This is a genomic window from Paenibacillus sp. FSL L8-0502 (genome assembly GCF_038593055.1).
GTDB classification, from domain to species: Bacteria; Bacillota; Bacilli; order Paenibacillales; family Paenibacillaceae; genus Paenibacillus; species Paenibacillus polymyxa_D.
This window is the reverse complement of the sequence record NZ_CP151958.1, coordinates 1,128,972-1,147,959: the sequence shown is the minus strand read 5'-3', so window position 1 is coordinate 1,147,959 and position 18,988 is coordinate 1,128,972. Positions and strand designations below refer to the sequence as shown.

Below are 18,988 nucleotides of genomic sequence, written 5' to 3'. Positions count from 1 at the left end.
AATAAATAGAGAAAGTAGTGATCCGCATGGATGCAGAAAACCTCCATTACTTTGAAAAAGCACCGGTCGCAAAAGCCGTAGCTCACTTCGCTATACCAATGATGCTAGGCACGTCAATGAGTGTCATTTATTCCATCTTGAATGCCTATTTCCTTGGTACACTTCACAATACTGCCATGTTAACCGCACTCGCACTGACCCTGCCGTTATTCGCAATCATTATGGCGCTAGGCAATTTGATTGGCATGGGTAGCGGTACATTCATCTCCCGTTTGCTAGGAGAGAAAAAATATGATGAGGTAAAGCATGTGTCTTCATTTGCCTTTTACAGCAGTTTAGTTCTCGGTCTTATCGTGATGGCCGTGGGTCTCCCGTTGATCAATCCAATCGTTCATGGCCTGGGAGCAACGTCTGACTCCTTCGGATTCACGAAGGACTATGTCACGATTATGCTTATTGGCTCACCATTCGTCGTATTATTCTTCACACTGGAGAATATCGTGCGTTCGGAGGGTGCAGCAATCACGTCGATGATCGGTATGATTCTCAGTGTTGTTATAAATATTATTCTCGACGCGTTAGTCATCTTCGTGCTCCATTGGGATGTGATCGGCGTTGCGTCTGCTACGGTCATTTCTAACTTGGTTGCGAGTGCATTCTACGCCTTCCATATGGGATATAAGAGCCAATTCTTAACCGTCTCCGTAAAATGTTTCAAGGCTACCAAGGACATTCTGAGCAATGTATTCAAAATCGGAGTTCCCGTCTTTATTATGAGTATCTTTTTGGGTGCAATGTCGCTCATCTTTAACCATTTTCTTGTCGAATACGGGGATCAGGCCGTAGCGGCTTACGGAATTTCATCACGTTTATTGCAATTTCCTGAGTTTATTCTGATGGGCTTATGCGAGGGAGTCGTGCCGTTGATTGCCTTCTCGTTCACAGCGAATAAATTACGCATGAAGAATACCATTGGATTTACGATCAAAGTGATTGTGGCGTTAGCAGTCGTATTTGGCATCATCGTCTATTTGATTTCCGACCACTTAATTGGTTTATTTACAAATGACTCGCAATTAATTGGAATGGGCAGCTACATTCTACATGTGACATTCCTATCCTTGTTCATTACAGGAATGACCACATTGTTTACCGGGATCTTCCAAGCATCAGCACAAGGAACTGCCGCGTTTATTATGTCAATTATTCAAGGAATTACTCTGATTCCTGTGTTGTTTATCGCCAATCAAATGAACGGCTTCCACGGGGTGGTCTGGTCGCTTGTCATTGCGGATGCGGTCGCATTCCTTGTTGGTGCCATCATGTTGTATGTTTTGCGGACCAAATTGCAGCCAGAATTGGATAAGTTAGTACAGTAGAAAACATATAACACCCAAGAAGGCAGGATAGGACACTCCCCGACCCTGCCTTTTTTAGGTATATGGACGGGGAATAGGGCAATTGTCATTTTAAAAAGGAAAATGCCCCCTACCTACACGATCTTGCTTATTCAGCGCCCCCATCGCCACACTCATCGGAAAGTTCTTACCTCTGAAGATCATCGTTCCCAGCGCAAACTTCGAGACGAGCAAATCCGTGCCTCCTAATCCCTTATATTTCATTTTTCAACGCTACTGTATTAACCTGTACTGCCCGTTACTTCCATGAAAGAGGGAGCATTTGCCACGGCAGTGTGCTCCCTGTTCTAAATTCAAATATCGTTTCCCGATAGTTGAATCATTTCTGTGATTGATCCACCTTGTAGATTCTTCTGGTAAGCGCCTGGTCATCATCTGTCCATGATATTTGGAGCTGTTTGCGGGTTTTTGAGTGCAGGCAGTAGAATGCCATCGATTAGCGCTGTGAAGAAAGGCTTGTCGAACGGTTTGCGCTGGATGAGTCCGCGAAAAGAAGCCACTGAAGTAATGACCTGACAAGCCATCTCAATGTCCGCGTGAGCGGGAATTTCACCGCGGACGACGGCTCGGTTCATAAGCTCACGGTTCACAACAACCCATGGCTCGAAAATCCCGGCTGTTCCTGCTTCGGCAAATTCCGGATGCTGCAAAAAGGAGCCTAGGCCCGCTAGGACTCGAAATTTGCGTTCTTCTTCCGCGATCGATTGCGGCTTCAAAAGCACGAGGAGATCTTCGCGCAAGGTTCCTGTATCAGGCAAGCTTTCGAGCTTAAGATGATTCCGATTCATCCAGGCCAAGGCGTCTCGGACTAACTCCGCCTTGGAAGACCAGCGGCGGTAAACCGTCGCCTTCCCAGCCTTTGCTCGAGCCGCGACCATGTCCATTGTCATACCATCGAAACTCGTATCGGCGAGGATGTCGATTGTCGCCTCAAGGATTTTATCATCCCGCGTGTGATCTCGCTTGCGGCCCAATGCTTGCGCAGGCTTTTCTGCCACGACCTCAGATAATTCGCCCCTCTCAGACATTTTCTTTTTTATTTTACTCATAAACTTAGCTCCTTTACTCGTAGTGTTGAACAAGGGTCGCGTGAAGCAGTCCGGCTTGCGATGATTGGTGCGGACGCTCCAACAGGAACGTTTTCAGATGAGGATGGACCCATCGCGTGGTAATTATAATTTATACAACAATAGTTAGAAGCTTAAGGGGGATTTCATGATGCGTGTTTTCGTAACAGGAGCAACAGGTTACATCGGTTCCGCTGTCGTCCGCGAACTCATGGATGCGGGTCATCAAGTCGTCGGTCTTGTGCGCTCAGACAATAGCGCTGCGAAACTAAAAGAGGTCGGGGCTGAAGTGCACCGCGGTGACATCGACGATCTCGACAGCCTTCGTAGTGGTGCGGCTGCTGCGGATGGCATTATTCATCTGGCATTCAATCACGACTTCTCGAACTTCGCCAGGGCACTCACAGCAGATCTGCACGCCGTTGAAGCGATGGGGGCGGCGCTGGAAGGGTCTGGTAAGCCATTCGTGATCACCACGCACGCCAATGGAGTGGCAGCAGAAAACGTAGCGTTATTGCTGGCTGAGCGCGGAGTGCGGACATCAATCGTAGAGCTTTGTCCTTCGGTACACGGTGAGGGTGACACAGGATTTGTGCCGAGACTGATCAACATTGCCAAAACGAAGGGCTTCTCAGCCTATGTGGAAGGGGGGACCAACCGCTGGCCAGCTGTGCACCGCCTTGACGCCGCACATCTATACCGCCTTGCGTTAGAAAAGGCACCCGCCGGTTCACGACTGAATGGGGTCGCAGATGAAGGCGTACCATTTCGCGACATCGCAAGTGTTATCGGTAAACACCTGAACGTGCCTGTAGTCAGCATTTCACGTGAAGAAGCAGACACCCACTTCGGCTTCCTCAGCACACTTGCAGCGCTCGATATCCCGAGATCAAGCGTTGCAACTCAGGAACTTCTGGGATGGCGGCCTGTGCAACCTGCACTGATCCTCGACCTCGAACAGTCTCACTACTTCAACAACTGATTGGAGACGAGACCGAGAACCGATCATGGACCGCTTAATAAAGCACTTGAGAAAAGCGAAGCAAGACATGGACTAACAACAACATGTATGAAATAGAAGTTTGGATATTAAAACAAGATCAACACGAGTGCATACCACACTAAGTGTTGTTACCTTCATTCGCAGCAAACTATCCTGGCTAATCGTATTGTTAGGTCACTTCCCACAAGGAAATTTTTCATCTTCACTTATGGTATGGTTCACCGCGTTGGCTGAAAGGGCAATTTCTCAAAAAAATAGTCTCCTTATCAGAGACTACCCGCGATCTTCCTGTTTGATAATCATACGATAAGCGGTAGCTTTTCATCATTCTTTCAAAAAAGGGCAATCCTTTTACGGGATAGCCCTTTCTTTAATTTCACTTTTTTGCAAAGAGAATAAGGGGCTGGATTCCTCCATTTGCGCTTTTGCTTACTTTAATATTGTCCTTTAATTACAAAAAACGAACCCCGAATTGTTCCAGCTAGTTTAGACTTCTGCCTAGCAAACTTAAACTTCCCTTCTAGCTCCTTTGGTACCTCCATCCCCTCAGAAAGCTTAAAACCAACAGCCCGCTTTTTAGGGTCATCCACCGTATACATGACATTGATTGCAAGACCATCCTCATAAAAAACGTAGGTAAATCGGATATTTTCCACTTGAAAACGCGACGTTTCTAAAGGTTTAGCCGCAAACGCAATATCACGTTCTTCTCTCAAAATTCGGTTCACATAATCAAGGCTCTCCTGGCTTTCGCTAGCTGGTACAACCGTAAATTCATACTTGTACTTGTTCATAAAATAACGGGCTTCATTAGCACGTAAACCAGCAAGCGCTTCTGCTACAGGTGAAGACTCTAAACCAACCGTAGATACATCTTTAAAATCAACGAGATACGACATTTCCATTCCTCCTCTTCTCTCTTTACGCCCTAACAGCTTCCGCATTTCACCAAAATCAAATTCATTTCTCAAGTTGTTGTAGAAACATCTTTATACCCAGACTTCAAATTAATTCTCTTATCTACCACATAGTATACCAAAATTGATTCAAGAGAAGATTTTGAATGGCGAATTTGTTAGTTTGTTAAATAGTGTTCACATAGACTGGTATTCACAAACACCGCTTTAAATATTCGATCAGCGAGATAATACGATGCTGCCTATAGTTCCTCGAAGTCGGGAAATTAAGGACTCAGAGTATGTCCTACCAAAAAAATATCGGCCTGTGCCCTGAACCTCCATTAAGGAGGTTCAGATTCACAAGCCAAGACATTTTCATTCATGATGGTGGCCGTTAGGCCATGTTTGTTTGGAAAAATCCTCTGCATGGAAGGGGAGCACCCGCATACGTAAACCAAATGAGTATGATGCCTATCTATCATGAATATATAGATGCATGGCTGAAGAATCATATCGTGCCTGTAATTGCGCTAAACTTTATAACGGTTACACACGAGCGCCAAATGAAAAAAATCGCTGGGACGACAAGTTGTTGCGGCAGATGATCGCGGCTATGGACGAAGGCTTTCGCGTGTTAGAGGCCTTACGATATCCGCTAACGCCGGCCGCGCATGCTTCACTAATCCGCAAACGACCGGCGTTGATGCGCCTTTTTACGAAAATTTATCATAGGATGCCGATCAGCCGACTGGTTGACGGATCCGTAGGGGAAATCGTAGCTTTGAGCCGTGTGTTTCACCTTTGGAAGGAACAGACACGGGTCCCTCCCCCCCCCCAACTGGGACGAGTTGGAAAAGCCTTTTGAAGCCAAGGTCAACCGTTCATAACTTTTACCCTAGGAGTAATCAACCGAGGATGATCCTAGTTCTACAAAGAAGACTTTGAGCATTATAAAACAAGGGGCGTTTAGTTGCTTGAATCTTTGAAACTTAACACGACAGCATAACACGTTTACCGGTCTATATATTCAAATTAAGCTGCAGTTCCAAACCGCATTGGATCAGATATCCCCTGAATACAAGGGTGTTTATCGGGGATCTTCATTGAAGGTACGAACACCCGTACAGCAACTATTTATCCAGCAGCAATAAATACAGAATTGTTGACTACCATCACAGATAAGAATACTTTAAAAGGTGCAACTGCATTGTATGAACAACACGGTATTTCACCTGATCGAGTTGCCAATGTTGTTGCGTTCGCGATTGATCAGCCAGAAGATACGAACGTTAATGAGTTTACAATTGGACCAACAAGTCAACCTTGGTAAATTCATCTTCTAAAGCGCAAAAGTCTGTCGAGTTTCCCAACAGACTTTTGCGCTTTCTGTGTTGAGTTGGTGAAGTAAACTTAAAACTAACTTGCCCGTTAGTTTAATAAAAAGAGCAGACTTGAAGCGCCTGCTCAACATTGTGTGTTATTTAACTATCGTTCCTCGTTAGTTGTACGCCCTATCTTAATAACGCAAAAGAACGGAGGAGATTGCCTTGGGGTTTCTACTGCTTGTGATGTCGATAGAAATAGTTTAAAAGTAAAAAAGGAGAGATGGCATAAAAATAAGCCATCTCTCCTTTTTCATCTATATAAAGCGGGTAATGGGAATCGGACCCACGCTACCAGCTTGGAAGGCTGAGTTTTACCATTGAGCTACATCCCGAAATAGATGCCGGTGAGAGGACTCGAACCTCCACGGTTTCCCTCACGATTTTGAGTCGCGCGCGTCTGCCAATTCCGCCACACCGGCTTATGAAGTTAATGGCGTCCCCTGAGAGATTCGAACTCCCGACCTTTTGATTCGTAGTCAAACGCTCTATCCAGCTGAGCTAAGGGGACTAATAAATGGAGCGGACGACGGGAATCGAACCCGCGACCCTCGCCTTGGCAAGGCGATGCTCTACCGCTGAGCCACGTCCGCAAAAACAAGATGCGCGTGGAGGGACTTGAACCCCCACGTCAAAGACGCTAGATCCTAAGTCTAGTGCGTCTGCCAATTCCGCCACACGCGCATACAATGATAATGGTGAGCCATGAAGGACTCGAACCTTCGACACCCTGATTAAAAGTCAGGTGCTCTACCAACTGAGCTAATGGCTCGTAAAACTGGTGGAGGATGATGGATTCGAACCACCGAACCCGTAAGGGAGCAGATTTACAGTCTGATGCGTTTGGCCACTTCGCTAATCCTCCAATATGGTGCCGGCGAGAGGACTTGAACCCCCAACCTACTGATTACAAGTCAGTTGCTCTACCAGTTGAGCTACACCGGCGTATTAAGTTAAATGGCGGAACCGACGGGATTCGAACCCGCGATCTCCTGCGTGACAGGCAGGCATGTTAGGCCTCTACACCACGGTTCCAGAGGAAACTTCCTTAGTTGAAGTAATTGCGGGGGCAGGATTTGAACCTGCGACCTTCGGGTTATGAGCCCGACGAGCTACCGAACTGCTCCACCCCGCGACAGTAATAAATATTTATTTTTCAAATGGTGGAGGCTGAGGGGCTCGAACCCCCGACCCTCTGCTTGTAAGGCAGATGCTCTCCCAGCTGAGCTAAGCCTCCATACTGCTTATGACCCGTAGGGGATTCGAACCCCTGTTACCTCCGTGAAAGGGAGGTGTCTTAACCCCTTGACCAACGGGCCATATATCTATTATTAAGAGCTGGCGGAGAGAGAGGGATTCGAACCCTCGAGACGCTTTTGGCGCCTACACGATTTCCAATCGTGCTCCTTCGGCCAACTCGGACACCTCTCCACATGGCTCCCCGAACAGGACTCGAACCTGTGACAACTCGATTAACAGTCGAGTGCTCTACCAACTGAGCTATCAGGGAATATTGGTGGAGCCAAGGGGGATCGAACCCCTGACCTCCTGCGTGCAAGGCAGGCGCTCTCCCAGCTGAGCTATAGCCCCATCTAAAAAATCATTTTTGTATGTATAATCAATAGCCTGATAGGCGAAAAAAAATCCCCATTATGGGGTTGCTTGGCGACGTCCTACTCTCCCAGGACCCTGCGGTCCAAGTACCATCGGCGCTGGAGGGCTTAACGGTCGTGTTCGGGATGGGTACGTGTGGAACCCCTCCGCTATCGCCACCAAACATGAATTTGCTATGCAAATTCTATCGTACGGTTATTCGCTTCATCACTTATCGTGTGAATGAATAGCCATACGCTTGTTGTATGTCACTTGTACATACGTTCAAGGTTACACCCTGAAAACTGGATCCGAAACTCATTTGCGTTTTATCTTTAGGATAAGCCCTCGACCGATTAGTATTGGTCAGCTCCATGCATTACTGCACTTCCACCCCCAACCTATCTACCTCGTCGTCTTCAAGGGGTCTTACATACTGGGAAATCTCATCTTGAGGGGGGCTTCACGCTTAGATGCTTTCAGCGCTTATCCCTTCCGTACATAGCTACCCAGCGGTGCTCCTGGCGGAACAACTGGTACACCAGCGGTACGTCCATCCCGGTCCTCTCGTACTAAGGACAGCTCCTCTCAAATTTCCTACGCCCACGACAGATAGGGACCGAACTGTCTCACGACGTTCTGAACCCAGCTCGCGTACCGCTTTAATGGGCGAACAGCCCAACCCTTGGGACCTACTTCAGCCCCAGGATGCGATGAGCCGACATCGAGGTGCCAAACCTCCCCGTCGATGTGGACTCTTGGGGGAGATAAGCCTGTTATCCCCAGGGTAGCTTTTATCCGTTGAGCGATGGCCCTTCCATGCGGTACCACCGGATCACTAAGCCCGACTTTCGTCCCTGCTCGACTTGTAGGTCTCGCAGTCAAGCTCCCTTCTGCCTTTGCACTCTTCGAATGATTTCCAACCATTCTGAGGGAACCTTGGGGCGCCTCCGTTACTCTTTAGGAGGCGACCGCCCCAGTCAAACTGCCCACCTGACACTGTCCTCGCACCGGTTTACGGTACCAAGTTAGAACCTAGATACGATCAGGGTGGTATCCCAAGGATGCCTCCCTTCAAGCTGGCGCTCAAAGTTCGACGGCTCCCACCTATCCTGTACAGATCGTACCCAAATTCAATATCAAGCTGCAGTAAAGCTCCATGGGGTCTTTCCGTCTTGTCGCGGGTAACCTGCATCTTCACAGGTATTAAAATTTCACCGGATCTCTCGTTGAGACAGCGCCCAAGTCGTTACGCCATTCGTGCGGGTCAGAATTTACCTGACAAGGAATTTCGCTACCTTAGGACCGTTATAGTTACGGCCGCCGTTTACTGGGGCTTCGGTTCATAGCTTCGCCCCGAAGGGCTTACCACTCCCCTTAACCTTCCAGCACCGGGCAGGCGTCAGCCCGTATACTTCGCCTTGCGGCTTCGCACAGACCTGTGTTTTTGCTAAACAGTCGCTTGGGCCTTTTCACTGCGGCCCCCTCGGGCTATTCACCCTACCGAGGCACCCCTTCTCCCGAAGTTACGGGGTCATTTTGCCGAGTTCCTTAACGAGAGTTCTTCCGCGCGCCTTAGAATTCTCTTCTCGCCTACCTGTGTCGGTTTGCGGTACGGGCACCTTCTCCTGGCTAGAGGCTTTTCTTGGCAGTCTGAGATCATGACCTTCGCTACTACAATTTTCGCTCCCCATCACAGCCCAGCCTTAACGATGTGCGGATTTGCCTACACACCAGCCTCACTGCTTAGACGGACATCCATCCGTCCGCGTCACTACCCTACTGCGTCACCCCATTGCTCATAACGGATTACGGTGGTACAGGAATTTCGACCTGTTGTCCTTCGACTACGCCTATCGGCCTCGCCTTAGGTCCCGACTTACCCTGAGCGGACGAACCTTCCTCAGGAACCCTTAGGCTTTCGGCGGATCTGATTCTCACAGATCTTTTCGTTACTCATACCGGCATTCTCACTTGAATGCAGTCCAGCGCTCCTTACGGTACACCTTCAACCCGCATTCAACGCTCCCCTACCCCTGATGCAAGCATCAAGCCATAGCTTCGGTGGTGTGTTTAGCCCCGTTACATTTTCGGCGCAGAGTCACTCGACCAGTGAGCTATTACGCACTCTTTCAATGGTGGCTGCTTCTAAGCCAACATCCTGGTTGTCTGTGCAACTCCACATCCTTTCCCACTTAACACACACTTGGGGACCTTAGCTGATGGTCTGGGCTGTTTCCCTTTCGACAATGGATCTTAGCACTCACTGTCTGACTCCCGGAACTAAATCTATGGCATTCGGAGTTTGACTGAGCTTGGTAACCCTTGCGGGCCCCGCACCCAATCAGTGCTCTACCTCCACGATTCTTCTTTCCGAGGCTAGCCCTAAAGCTATTTCGGGGAGAACCAGCTATCTCCGGGTTCGATTGGAATTTCTCCGCTACCCCCACCTCATCCCCGCATTTTTCAACATGCGTGGGTTCGGGCCTCCAGTGCGTGTTACCGCACCTTCACCCTGGACAGGGGTAGATCACCCGGTTTCGGGTCTACGTCCACGTACTCAAGTCGCCCTATTCAGACTCGCTTTCGCTGCGGCTTCAGCTCTTCACCTTAACCTTGCACGGGAACGTAACTCGCCGGTTCATTCTACAAAAGGCACGCCATCACCCGTGATTTTTCCAAAGGAAAATATCATAGGGCTCTGACTTCTTGTAAGCACACGGTTTCAGGATCTATTTCACTCCCCTTCCGGGGTGCTTTTCACCTTTCCCTCACGGTACTGCTTCACTATCGGTCGCCAGGGAGTATTTAGCCTTGGCAGATGGTCCTGCCGGATTCATACGGGGTTTCACGTGCCCCGCACTACTCGGGATCCGTCTCGGAGAGAACAAGTTTTGAACTACAGGGCTTTTACCTTCTTTGGCGGGCCTTTCCAGACCTCTTCATCTAACCGGTTCCTTTGTAACTCCATATGAGACGTCCCACAACCCCAAGGAGCAAGCTCCTTGGTTTGGGCTAATCCGCGTTCGCTCGCCGCTACTGACGGAATCACTATTGTTTTCTCTTCCTCAGGGTACTTAGATGTTTCAGTTCCCCTGGTCTGCCTCTATTCTGCCTATGTATTCAGCAGAAAGTGACTGTCGATGAAGACAGCCGGGTTTCCCCATTCGGACATCCCCGGATCAAAGCTTGCTTACAGCTCCCCGAGGCTTTATCGTTGTTCGCCACGTCCTTCGTCGGCTCCTGGCGCCTAGGCATCCTCCGTGTGCTCTTTGTAGCTTAACCTAGACTTTTCTTTGATAAAAGAAAATGTCGATGTTCGATAAAGAATGATTTTTGCCAAAGGCAAAAGATCTTTCCTTACCTGCTACCTTTATTTCACTTGTTCACACAAGATCAGCTTAAAGGAATATTCTAAAACGCAATTTCGTTTCGGTATCCAGTTTTCAAGGTGCAATTCGCTTCATTGAAGCGAAACCCGATGAATATTTCGGTTCCACACGAATGTGTGAATGAAGTATTCGTCGAAGCTTGAGAGTTTGAGCTCTCAAAACTGAGCAACGAGTGAGTAAGTTTAGGATATTCATTTCATTCACACGAACGTGATGAACCGAATTGAATATCCGGTCGCAGGTACATGTACCTGCTGATTTGAATGTTTCCGCTCTCCGGAAACGATTCTCCATAGAAAGGAGGTGATCCAGCCGCACCTTCCGATACGGCTACCTTGTTACGACTTCACCCCAATCATCTACCCCACCTTCGGCGGCTGGCTCCCTTGCGGGTTACCCCACCGACTTCGGGTGTTGTAAACTCTCGTGGTGTGACGGGCGGTGTGTACAAGACCCGGGAACGTATTCACCGCGGCATGCTGATCCGCGATTACTAGCAATTCCGACTTCATGTAGGCGAGTTGCAGCCTACAATCCGAACTGAGACCGGCTTTTCTAGGATTGGCTCCACCTCGCGATTTCGCTTCCCGTTGTACCGGCCATTGTAGTACGTGTGTAGCCCAGGTCATAAGGGGCATGATGATTTGACGTCATCCCCACCTTCCTCCGGTTTGTCACCGGCAGTCTGCTTAGAGTGCCCAGCTTGACCTGCTGGCAACTAAGCATAAGGGTTGCGCTCGTTGCGGGACTTAACCCAACATCTCACGACACGAGCTGACGACAACCATGCACCACCTGTCTCCTCTGTCCCGAAGGAAAGCCATATCTCTACAGCGGTCAGAGGGATGTCAAGACCTGGTAAGGTTCTTCGCGTTGCTTCGAATTAAACCACATACTCCACTGCTTGTGCGGGTCCCCGTCAATTCCTTTGAGTTTCAGTCTTGCGACCGTACTCCCCAGGCGGAATGCTTAATGTGTTAACTTCGGCACCAAGGGTATCGAAACCCCTAACACCTAGCATTCATCGTTTACGGCGTGGACTACCAGGGTATCTAATCCTGTTTGCTCCCCACGCTTTCGCGCCTCAGCGTCAGTTACAGCCCAGAGAGTCGCCTTCGCCACTGGTGTTCCTCCACATCTCTACGCATTTCACCGCTACACGTGGAATTCCACTCTCCTCTTCTGCACTCAAGCTCCCCAGTTTCCAGTGCGACCCGAAGTTGAGCCTCGGGATTAAACACCAGACTTAAAGAGCCGCCTGCGCGCGCTTTACGCCCAATAATTCCGGACAACGCTTGCCCCCTACGTATTACCGCGGCTGCTGGCACGTAGTTAGCCGGGGCTTTCTTCTCAGGTACCGTCACTCTTGTAGCAGTTACTCTACAAGACGTTCTTCCCTGGCAACAGAGCTTTACGATCCGAAAACCTTCATCACTCACGCGGCGTTGCTCCGTCAGGCTTTCGCCCATTGCGGAAGATTCCCTACTGCTGCCTCCCGTAGGAGTCTGGGCCGTGTCTCAGTCCCAGTGTGGCCGATCACCCTCTCAGGTCGGCTACGCATCGTCGCCTTGGTAGGCCTTTACCCCACCAACTAGCTAATGCGCCGCAGGCCCATCCACAAGTGACAGATTGCTCCGTCTTTCCTCCTTCGCCCATGCAGGAAAAGGATATATCGGGTATTAGCTACCGTTTCCGGTAGTTATCCCTGTCTTGTGGGCAGGTTGCCTACGTGTTACTCACCCGTCCGCCGCTAGGTTATGTAGAAGCAAGCTTCTACATAACCCCGCTCGACTTGCATGTATTAGGCACGCCGCCAGCGTTCGTCCTGAGCCAGGATCAAACTCTCCATTAAAGACCAACCGAAGTTGGTTTATAGAAAGAGCGATAAGCTCATTTTGAAACTGACGAGATAAAAAATATCTCTTGTTTGATTTTGCGAACAAAATCGTTTTACTCACTCGTTGTTCAGTTTTCAAAGATCAATCATTTCCGGACATATCAACACCCGGAATAATAATATATCACACTTCGACGATTCACGCTACTGGTAAATAATACCTCATAGGTAATCCTTTGAATTTTTGAAGTCCATCTAACTATTACATCACAGCCTAACTTACGGCCGGATACATAATATATCATTTAAGTTTGCTGATTACTACATGTAAATCATACCAATTAATAACCGAGTTATCAAAATCAGTTCTATTACTATACTGCTTATACTTTCGAATTTGTTTTTCTTCATTGAAAGGTACCGTGAATCTTTGACCATATCTACTGCATCCGATAAATGCTTTTCATGAATAGCAGTTAGATATCTTGTGACGACTTTTTGGGCATCATACTATTGATCAACAGTAGCGTCGAAAGTAGCTTGGTATTTGGCCGACCGACACACAAATTATAAGCCATATCTACTATATGATGCATCCCCCTTTCAGTTCCAAAAAAGGGACCATTAATACTGAAACGTTCCAATAATTATTTATACACATTTGGGGACGTGAAATAGACTAATTCATTCTCGTTCCTAAAAGCATGCTTTTAGGAACGAGAATGAATCGTAATTTTTTACAATATTGACGTATCGCCAGTAAACGCGGATTTACAACGTTAAGGAGCCTTATATTGAATTTCGTGATTCCTCCTTTAATAATGGATACTAACCCACATCATTTAAGGCAGATTTATTGATCCAATCGGCCTCAACTGGTAAGTTGGTCCTACTTGGACTAATTCTTAATAGCATTCGAATAAAAGATTTTATCCATAGCTTTTTCATCAACCAAACGCTGAATCAATTGGATGTTCGTACATACTCAAAAAGCCTTTTCGCTCTTGAATAATTATTCTAAGGTATCTGCTCCATCATAAACACTCACTATTCCACTCTATAAGGCTTGTAGAAGGCACGAATTTCTTGGGCTTAAAGCTCTGGCTCTTCCATGGCCGTAAAATGTCCACCACGAGCCATGATAGTCCAGCGAGTTATATTTAAATTTCGCACTGCCCAGTCTTTTGGTGGTAATACTATATCTGCTGGGAATAATGCAACCCCAGTTGGTACTTTTATATAGCCTAATGGCGGCAGCGAATGTGAATTTTCGTAATACATCCGCGTTGACGACCCGATTGTGTTAGTAAGCCAATAAACCATGATATGTAATGAGTTCATCTTCGCTAAATCTTTGACGGAGGTCACCTCCACAATCACTCCAAGCTGAGTTTTCCAATTGATCCGGCCAGCGGTCTTCTCTTTAAATCAGCAAGGACTTCATCTGCTATGTGAATATGAAAACGTTCAGCGGACATTATATTTCTCCTCCTTTTTTGTGCACATCTTAATCAATTCAAATTTTGCCCCCACCAGACTTACCCTGGCTTATCACTAAGGGAGGCCTGTTTTGGGTTAATGAATGGACAATTCGGAAATAATCCACTCATACCGTCTAAAGGAGGGAACAAATTCATGAATTCTAATGATAATCTATCAGAGCAGAACGCATATCTAAAAGAGCTGAATGCCTTATTTATCCCATTGGACGGAATGGAGAATCTGGACAGCATGGTTAAGGCCATCGGAGATGCAGATATTGTGCTGCTTGGCGAGGCGAGCCATGGGACGTCTGATTTTTACCAAGTTCGGGCCGAACTTTCGAAGAAGCTAATTACAAGCAAGGGATTTAACATTATCGGCGTGGAAGGAGACTGGCCCTCTGCTTATCGGTTAAACCGGTATGTTAAAGGGATGGAGGGGTCCGATTCTTCGGCAGTCGATGCACTGGGTGATTTTACCCGCTGGCCGACCTGGATGTGGGCGAATACGGATATTCGTGATTTCGCGGAGTGGCTGAAGGAGTACAATGAGATGAATCAAGGGGGCGGAAGTGATTGTCCCAAGGTTGGATTTTATGGCATCGATATGTACTCGTTATGGGAATCGATGGAGGCAATCATCGCTTATTTGGAGGAGACCAAGTCTCCCCACTTGGAACAGGCCCGCAGGACATATGCTTGTTTTGATCCATATAGCAGGGACCATCAAAATTATGGCATTGCGGCAGGATTGCTCTCGGAGAGCTGTGAGAAAGAAGTGGTTGAGCTACTAAAGCAGATTCAGAGCAGGCGCATGGCGTATCCGGGAAGTGAGGAAGAACTGAATGCGGAGGTGAACATGCTCGTCACTTCCAGTTCGGAGGCCTATTATCGTACGATGGTCCGGGGCGGTCCGCAGTCCTGGAATATACGGGACAGACATATGGTTGAATCGCTGAAGCGAATCATGTCCTATTACGGCGCCTCGGCAAAAGCCATTGTCTGGGAGCATAATACGCATATCGGTGATGCCCGGGCAACGGATATGATGGCTGACGGCATGGTCAATGTGGGTCAGCTACTACGGGAAGATCCGGAACATCGTGTGTTTGCCGTTGGCTTCGGAACCTATCAGGGCGAGGTACTGGCGGGAAGAGCTTGGGGAGCTCCGGTTGAGAAAATGACCGTGCCGCCCGGACAGCCAGGAAGCTGGGAGTATTGCATGCACCGGGCGGGAGACGGTCGGAATGGCATGGTAATGCTCTCCGATGCATCTTCCATACTGCATACGGTCATTGGCCACCGAGCCATCGGTGTGGTATATGAGCCTGCTCATGAACGATTCGGCAATTACGTGCCTTCCAGCATGGCGGATCGTTATGATGCGTTTGTTCATCTCGACCGGACCACCGCCCTTCAGCCACTGCCTATCCTTCAACCGGTTGCAACGGATGCTTTATTTTCAGAATAACAGCTCGTAAGAATCGTCTGTGGAATGCAGGGTAGCTGGTATAGTTTACCGTCAGGGCTCCGGATTATAATTATAAAACTGGCTCCAATATAAAGCAGCGGCAGGCTCGGACTTTGTTTTATCAGTCTGAGCCTGCCGCTGTTTTATTGAGCTAACGTATCTCGTTAGTTCAATTAAACACTTTCTGATTTTTGGTGGAAAGCGTTAATCTTCTTTTGATGGTCGGTACGTCAATTCAACTGCTCCCTAATGTAAGGTCTTGGTATAGACATGCTTGAGAGACTTCGTGTTGATGTTATCTGTAAACATCCGCTTTCCACTCATCCGCCGCTTCCAAGCACTAAGATGTTTCTTCCGGGTTGCCCTTTAAGTTTCAAAACTTCTTATCATCCATTATAATACTTTGATTCAAGAGATGCCCAATCTATTCACGTATGGTCCTCACCTGTGACAAAACTGTCGGATGCTATTAGCTAGTTCCTCCGCATGAGTAAGGACAAGCATATGATCGGCTCCTTTGATTTCGGCAAACCTAATTGCAGGTACACGCTTGAAGTGCTCGGCGATATTGTACATATCCGGCCATTCTATGGTTCCTTGTATAAATAACGTACTCGCTGCAACCTTTTCTAAACGTTCAATCGAAGGCGCCTCTGGCCAAAGGACCTCAAAGCTTCTCCACTCGGTGAATACCCTTGTCATGTAGTGATTATGCATTTCAGTCAAAAAACTTCGATGGTGGCTAGCCATCGTAGCCCGATAGATCGGTGCGGCTAAGGACAACTCTACAAGTCTTGTAATATCGGGAGCGACCGCATTCACCGATGTCATATAATTGGTAAATTCTTGCGAATATGCAAATCCCGTTAATGAAGGGGCAATTACCACTAGCCGCTCAACCATAGAAGGATATGATAACGTAAAATCAGTCGCGACTTGCCCACCGATGGAATGGCCAACAAGTGTGACAAGATCCAGTCCGAGATGTTCAAGAAGTTTGCGCAAATCCTCCACAAGTGAAGTCGGCTCTTGCATAGCAGGTGAGCGGCCGGTTCCTCGACCATCGAAGGTAATGATCTTGAATGATTTTGCCAGTCCAGGCACCATATATCTCCATACCCTTGAGTCGACACCTCCCGAGTGAATCATGACTATAGGGACTCCATTCCCCTCGATTTCGTAAAAAAGTTCCACCTTGTTCCTCTCCCCAATGTGGTAATATTTTCCTGATTGCCATTTTAGCCATGGCTGAACATACAGTCTATATTAAAAAATATCCACTATGAAGTCACTTTGAATAACTGCCCGTCGCTTAATTAATGCCTCGTCATCTTGTGTATAGAGGACGAGAGCTGCTGGGATTATGCGAAAAGTGATGAACAAACATGGCGGAGACATATCCTGGACCATCTTCTACTCAACATGCCCAAAATATTTTTTAAGCCTCTAAATCCCTCTCTTTGTCAGCAGAAAATAAAGTATTAGACTGGCTCTATAAATTGAACAGCGACAGCCGAGGACAAAAAATAAAGTCCTAGACGGTCGCTGTCCACCACCCTTCACAACTCGGTAGAAACCGCTTTCGCTATCCAAGTCTCCATACCAGTCCCAACACCATTCTCTTACGTTGCCAGACATATCGTAGTAAATTCCTAACTCGTTGGGTTTCCGGGTATCGATTGATTTTGTTTTATTATTGTTGCTCTCTATAATAGGCCAGTTCCAGTCTCCAGATAAGTATTTGTCTCCGGCGTTTTTCCAATACCATTCGACCTCGTCAGCATTATTGCTTCCGCTGTATGTGTAGCCCTTGCTCGCCTGACCTCCGTCTGCAGCATATTCCCACTCCAATTCTGTAGGCAATCGGCAACCGTTAGCTCCCTCATTAATCGTTACTGTCCATTTTATATTATCGTTATCATCCTTATTTATTCGGGTCTTTTATTATCCTTGTCTATGTTGTAATACGGTTTTAAGCCCTCTCGTATACCTCTTTGATTACAGTACTCCACAACGTCATACCAACTCACCATTTCTCCTGGCAAACTGTCGCCTATGAATACCGAGGGATTACTTCCCATGACTTCAACCCACTCTTTTTGAACTACTTCATATTTGTTGATATAAAAGTTCGATAGGGCCACGCTTTTTCCAGAGTTGTTGTACTTGTTGTTCTGAAAAGTCCCACCTTCCACGAATACAAGGTTATCCCTTTTCTCAGGCTTATCTTGCGAACAAGCGCTGATCACAACCATTGGTGCTATTAAAAGGAAAATCAATAGCTTTCTCATTGATATATCCCCTTTAAGCTGATAGGGAAAATGATAGGCCATGACGGCCCGCAATTCGCCTCCAGCAGCGTCGAAGGCCGTTCGTCTAGCAAGTAACGGCCTGCAACGCATCCGCACTGACGGATAGACTGGAGGAGAACGGCCATCGGCCTGTCTACAATGCTTAGAGATCGGTGTTTCCTCCATGGACCAATTCGTGTAAATCCTATCAGACAGCTTTCGGAACCCGTTTATCCCGTGAGACAGCCCCAACCGCGCCTGTTCGTTGAACAGCTTGCAGTTAAGTGGTTACCACACCGTTACGTTAGAGCTCCCGCTACTCTGATACCCCTCTGTCGCCAACACCTGGTAAGACCAGTTACTTCCCAGATTCATTCCTTTGCTCGCCCATGCTTTCACGTGGTTGCTGAAAGTGATCGTGGAGTTGCCCCCGGTCGGTCTCTTCGACTGTCGAACACTCCAGTACTGAATAAACGTCGTTTTTTGGCCTTCAATGGAAGGTGCGTCGTATCGCATTGTTGTGTAGATGTCATATGTGCCCCCATCACTGGTCACCGTACCTTTATACGTTCCGGTAGGTCGATAAGTCCCCCAGCTATCAACGACGTAATATTCGATGAGTGAGTTTCTCGTCCACCCGTAGAGAGCCAAATATCCATTACCGGACGGCGCCCAGACACCGGCATTGTAGTTAATCGTTCTGTTTGGCGATCCAGTAGTCCAGCCTTTGCCGACAACAAAATTCCCAGTATCCTTCCATGTTACGCTGTAATTACCACCTGATCCATTTACAGCATTGACCGTCCCGCCGCCATCGGTCCAATTTTGCCAATAGTCTGTCGCTGCACTTGAGGTTGTTGCAAACAACCCAAAACTCATGGAAGCTGCAAGAACTACCGTCATCATTTTCTTACTAAACTTAAACATACTCTACCTCCTAAAATTTTGTGTTTGTCCCATACACTTGCTTGTTGGTTGATTCTCTTTGCAGTATATCACCTATCCGTGCCATATTCCGTATTTTTTTACTTTAACCTCCTTTCTGAGTGAAATTATAGAATAATAGCGTATGCATATAAACCTAGCAAATTAAAGCTTTAACTCTATTATGTTTAGAATACTTTGAAATTTTAGAACCCGTCGAGGGCAACAAT

9 protein-coding genes, 14 tRNA genes, 3 rRNA genes and 3 pseudogenes are annotated in these 18,988 nt (G+C 47.5%); 6 read left to right on the top strand and 23 right to left on the bottom strand.

Going from position 1 to position 18,988, the window contains the following annotated elements:
• Nucleotides 1-26: 26 nt before the first annotated feature.
• Nucleotides 27-1,379 (top strand): MATE family efflux transporter, encoded by a 1,353-nt coding sequence (locus tag NSQ57_RS05170; protein ID WP_342425713.1) that lies wholly within the window; start codon nt 27-29, stop codon nt 1,377-1,379.
• 90 nt (nt 1,380-1,469) lie between these two features.
• On the opposite strand, the gene NSQ57_RS05165 is transcribed toward NSQ57_RS05170, so the two are convergent.
• Together NSQ57_RS05165 and NSQ57_RS05160 are read right to left on the bottom strand one after the other, a co-directional pair.
• On the bottom strand, nt 1,470-1,592 hold the full coding sequence (locus tag NSQ57_RS05165) for a hypothetical protein (protein ID WP_274386749.1): 123 nt from the start codon (nt 1,590-1,592) through the stop codon (nt 1,470-1,472).
• Between the two features lie 197 nt (nt 1,593-1,789).
• On the bottom strand, nt 1,790-2,467 hold the full coding sequence (locus NSQ57_RS05160; RefSeq protein WP_342425712.1) for a TetR/AcrR family transcriptional regulator: 678 nt from the start codon (nt 2,465-2,467) through the stop codon (nt 1,790-1,792).
• Between the two features lie 169 nt (nt 2,468-2,636).
• Between NSQ57_RS05160 and NSQ57_RS05155 the strand changes: the two genes are divergently transcribed.
• On the top strand, nt 2,637-3,467 hold the full coding sequence (locus tag NSQ57_RS05155) for an SDR family oxidoreductase (protein ID WP_342425711.1): 831 nt from the start codon (nt 2,637-2,639) through the stop codon (nt 3,465-3,467).
• A gap of 455 nt (nt 3,468-3,922) precedes the next feature.
• Here NSQ57_RS05155 and NSQ57_RS05150 read toward each other — a convergent pair whose 3' ends face one another.
• Nucleotides 3,923-4,387, bottom strand: coding sequence for a hypothetical protein (locus tag NSQ57_RS05150; protein WP_029514777.1), 465 nt, complete (start codon nt 4,385-4,387; stop codon nt 3,923-3,925).
• Nucleotides 4,388-4,883: 496 nt separating this feature from the next.
• On the opposite strand from NSQ57_RS05150, the gene NSQ57_RS05145 reads away from it, so the two are divergent.
• The 3 genes and pseudogenes from NSQ57_RS05145 to NSQ57_RS05135 all read left to right on the top strand — a co-directional run.
• On the top strand, nt 4,884-5,252 hold the full coding sequence (locus NSQ57_RS05145) for a hypothetical protein (RefSeq protein ID WP_341071713.1): 369 nt from the start codon (nt 4,884-4,886) through the stop codon (nt 5,250-5,252).
• Nucleotides 5,253-5,312: 60 nt separating this feature from the next.
• Nucleotides 5,313-5,478, top strand: a pseudogene (locus NSQ57_RS05140) (IS110 family transposase); the annotation flags it as partial.
• Between the two features lie 14 nt (nt 5,479-5,492).
• Nucleotides 5,493-5,717: pseudogene (locus NSQ57_RS05135) on the top strand (oxidoreductase); the annotation flags it as partial.
• Between the two features lie 394 nt (nt 5,718-6,111).
• On the opposite strand, the gene NSQ57_RS05130 reads toward NSQ57_RS05135, so the two are convergent.
• The 17 genes from NSQ57_RS05130 to NSQ57_RS05050 all read right to left on the bottom strand — a co-directional run bounded on the left by NSQ57_RS05130 (nt 6,112) and on the right by NSQ57_RS05050 (nt 12,606).
• Nucleotides 6,112-6,191: transfer RNA gene (locus NSQ57_RS05130), tRNA-Leu, on the bottom strand.
• A 12-nt stretch (nt 6,192-6,203) separates the two neighbouring features.
• Nucleotides 6,204-6,280 (bottom strand) — tRNA-Arg (locus NSQ57_RS05125).
• A gap of 7 nt (nt 6,281-6,287) precedes the next feature.
• Nucleotides 6,288-6,362, bottom strand: a tRNA-Gly gene (locus NSQ57_RS05120).
• A 10-nt stretch (nt 6,363-6,372) separates the two neighbouring features.
• Nucleotides 6,373-6,453 (bottom strand) — tRNA-Leu (locus tag NSQ57_RS05115).
• Between the two features lie 12 nt (nt 6,454-6,465).
• A tRNA-Lys gene (locus NSQ57_RS05110) sits at nt 6,466-6,541 on the bottom strand.
• A gap of 7 nt (nt 6,542-6,548) precedes the next feature.
• Nucleotides 6,549-6,634 (bottom strand) — tRNA-Tyr (locus NSQ57_RS05105).
• Nucleotides 6,635-6,638: 4 nt separating this feature from the next.
• Nucleotides 6,639-6,714 (bottom strand) — tRNA-Thr (locus tag NSQ57_RS05100).
• 13 nt (nt 6,715-6,727) lie between these two features.
• Nucleotides 6,728-6,804 (bottom strand) — tRNA-Asp (locus NSQ57_RS05095).
• A 26-nt stretch (nt 6,805-6,830) separates the two neighbouring features.
• Nucleotides 6,831-6,904 (bottom strand) — tRNA-Met (locus NSQ57_RS05090).
• Between the two features lie 26 nt (nt 6,905-6,930).
• A tRNA-Val gene (locus NSQ57_RS05085) sits at nt 6,931-7,006 on the bottom strand.
• 10 nt (nt 7,007-7,016) lie between these two features.
• Nucleotides 7,017-7,088 (bottom strand) — tRNA-Glu (locus NSQ57_RS05080).
• A gap of 20 nt (nt 7,089-7,108) precedes the next feature.
• Nucleotides 7,109-7,200 (bottom strand) — tRNA-Ser (locus NSQ57_RS05075).
• Nucleotides 7,201-7,203: 3 nt separating this feature from the next.
• Nucleotides 7,204-7,279 (bottom strand) — tRNA-Asn (locus NSQ57_RS05070).
• Nucleotides 7,280-7,283: 4 nt separating this feature from the next.
• Nucleotides 7,284-7,359: transfer RNA gene (locus tag NSQ57_RS05065), tRNA-Ala, on the bottom strand.
• 70 nt (nt 7,360-7,429) lie between these two features.
• Nucleotides 7,430-7,546: ribosomal RNA gene (rrf, locus tag NSQ57_RS05060) — 5S ribosomal RNA — on the bottom strand.
• A 152-nt stretch (nt 7,547-7,698) separates the two neighbouring features.
• Nucleotides 7,699-10,647: ribosomal RNA gene (locus tag NSQ57_RS05055) — 23S ribosomal RNA — on the bottom strand.
• 403 nt (nt 10,648-11,050) lie between these two features.
• Nucleotides 11,051-12,606: ribosomal RNA gene (locus NSQ57_RS05050) — 16S ribosomal RNA — on the bottom strand.
• The 16S, 23S and 5S rRNA genes sit together here with 14 tRNA genes alongside, the layout of an rRNA operon.
• 1,620 nt (nt 12,607-14,226) lie before the next feature.
• Between NSQ57_RS05050 and NSQ57_RS05045 the strand changes: the two genes are divergently transcribed.
• On the top strand, nt 14,227-15,543 hold the full coding sequence (locus NSQ57_RS05045; RefSeq protein WP_342425710.1) for an erythromycin esterase family protein: 1,317 nt from the start codon (nt 14,227-14,229) through the stop codon (nt 15,541-15,543).
• A gap of 441 nt (nt 15,544-15,984) precedes the next feature.
• Here the strand turns inward: NSQ57_RS05045 and NSQ57_RS05040 are convergent, their stop codons facing one another.
• The 3 genes and pseudogenes from NSQ57_RS05040 to NSQ57_RS05030 all read right to left on the bottom strand — a co-directional run bounded on the left by NSQ57_RS05040 (nt 15,985) and on the right by NSQ57_RS05030 (nt 18,761).
• A complete protein-coding gene (locus NSQ57_RS05040) occupies nt 15,985-16,737 on the bottom strand; it encodes an alpha/beta hydrolase (RefSeq protein ID WP_318628273.1) in 753 nt (250 codons plus the stop codon).
• 354 nt (nt 16,738-17,091) lie between these two features.
• Nucleotides 17,092-17,834, bottom strand: a pseudogene (locus NSQ57_RS05035) (SUMF1/EgtB/PvdO family nonheme iron enzyme); the annotation flags it as partial.
• A gap of 288 nt (nt 17,835-18,122) precedes the next feature.
• The gene (locus NSQ57_RS05030; protein ID WP_025720875.1) at nt 18,123-18,761 is read right to left on the bottom strand and encodes a glycoside hydrolase family 11 protein; all 639 of its coding nucleotides are present in this window, start codon (nt 18,759-18,761) and stop codon (nt 18,123-18,125) included.
• Nucleotides 18,762-18,988 lie beyond the last annotated feature (227 nt).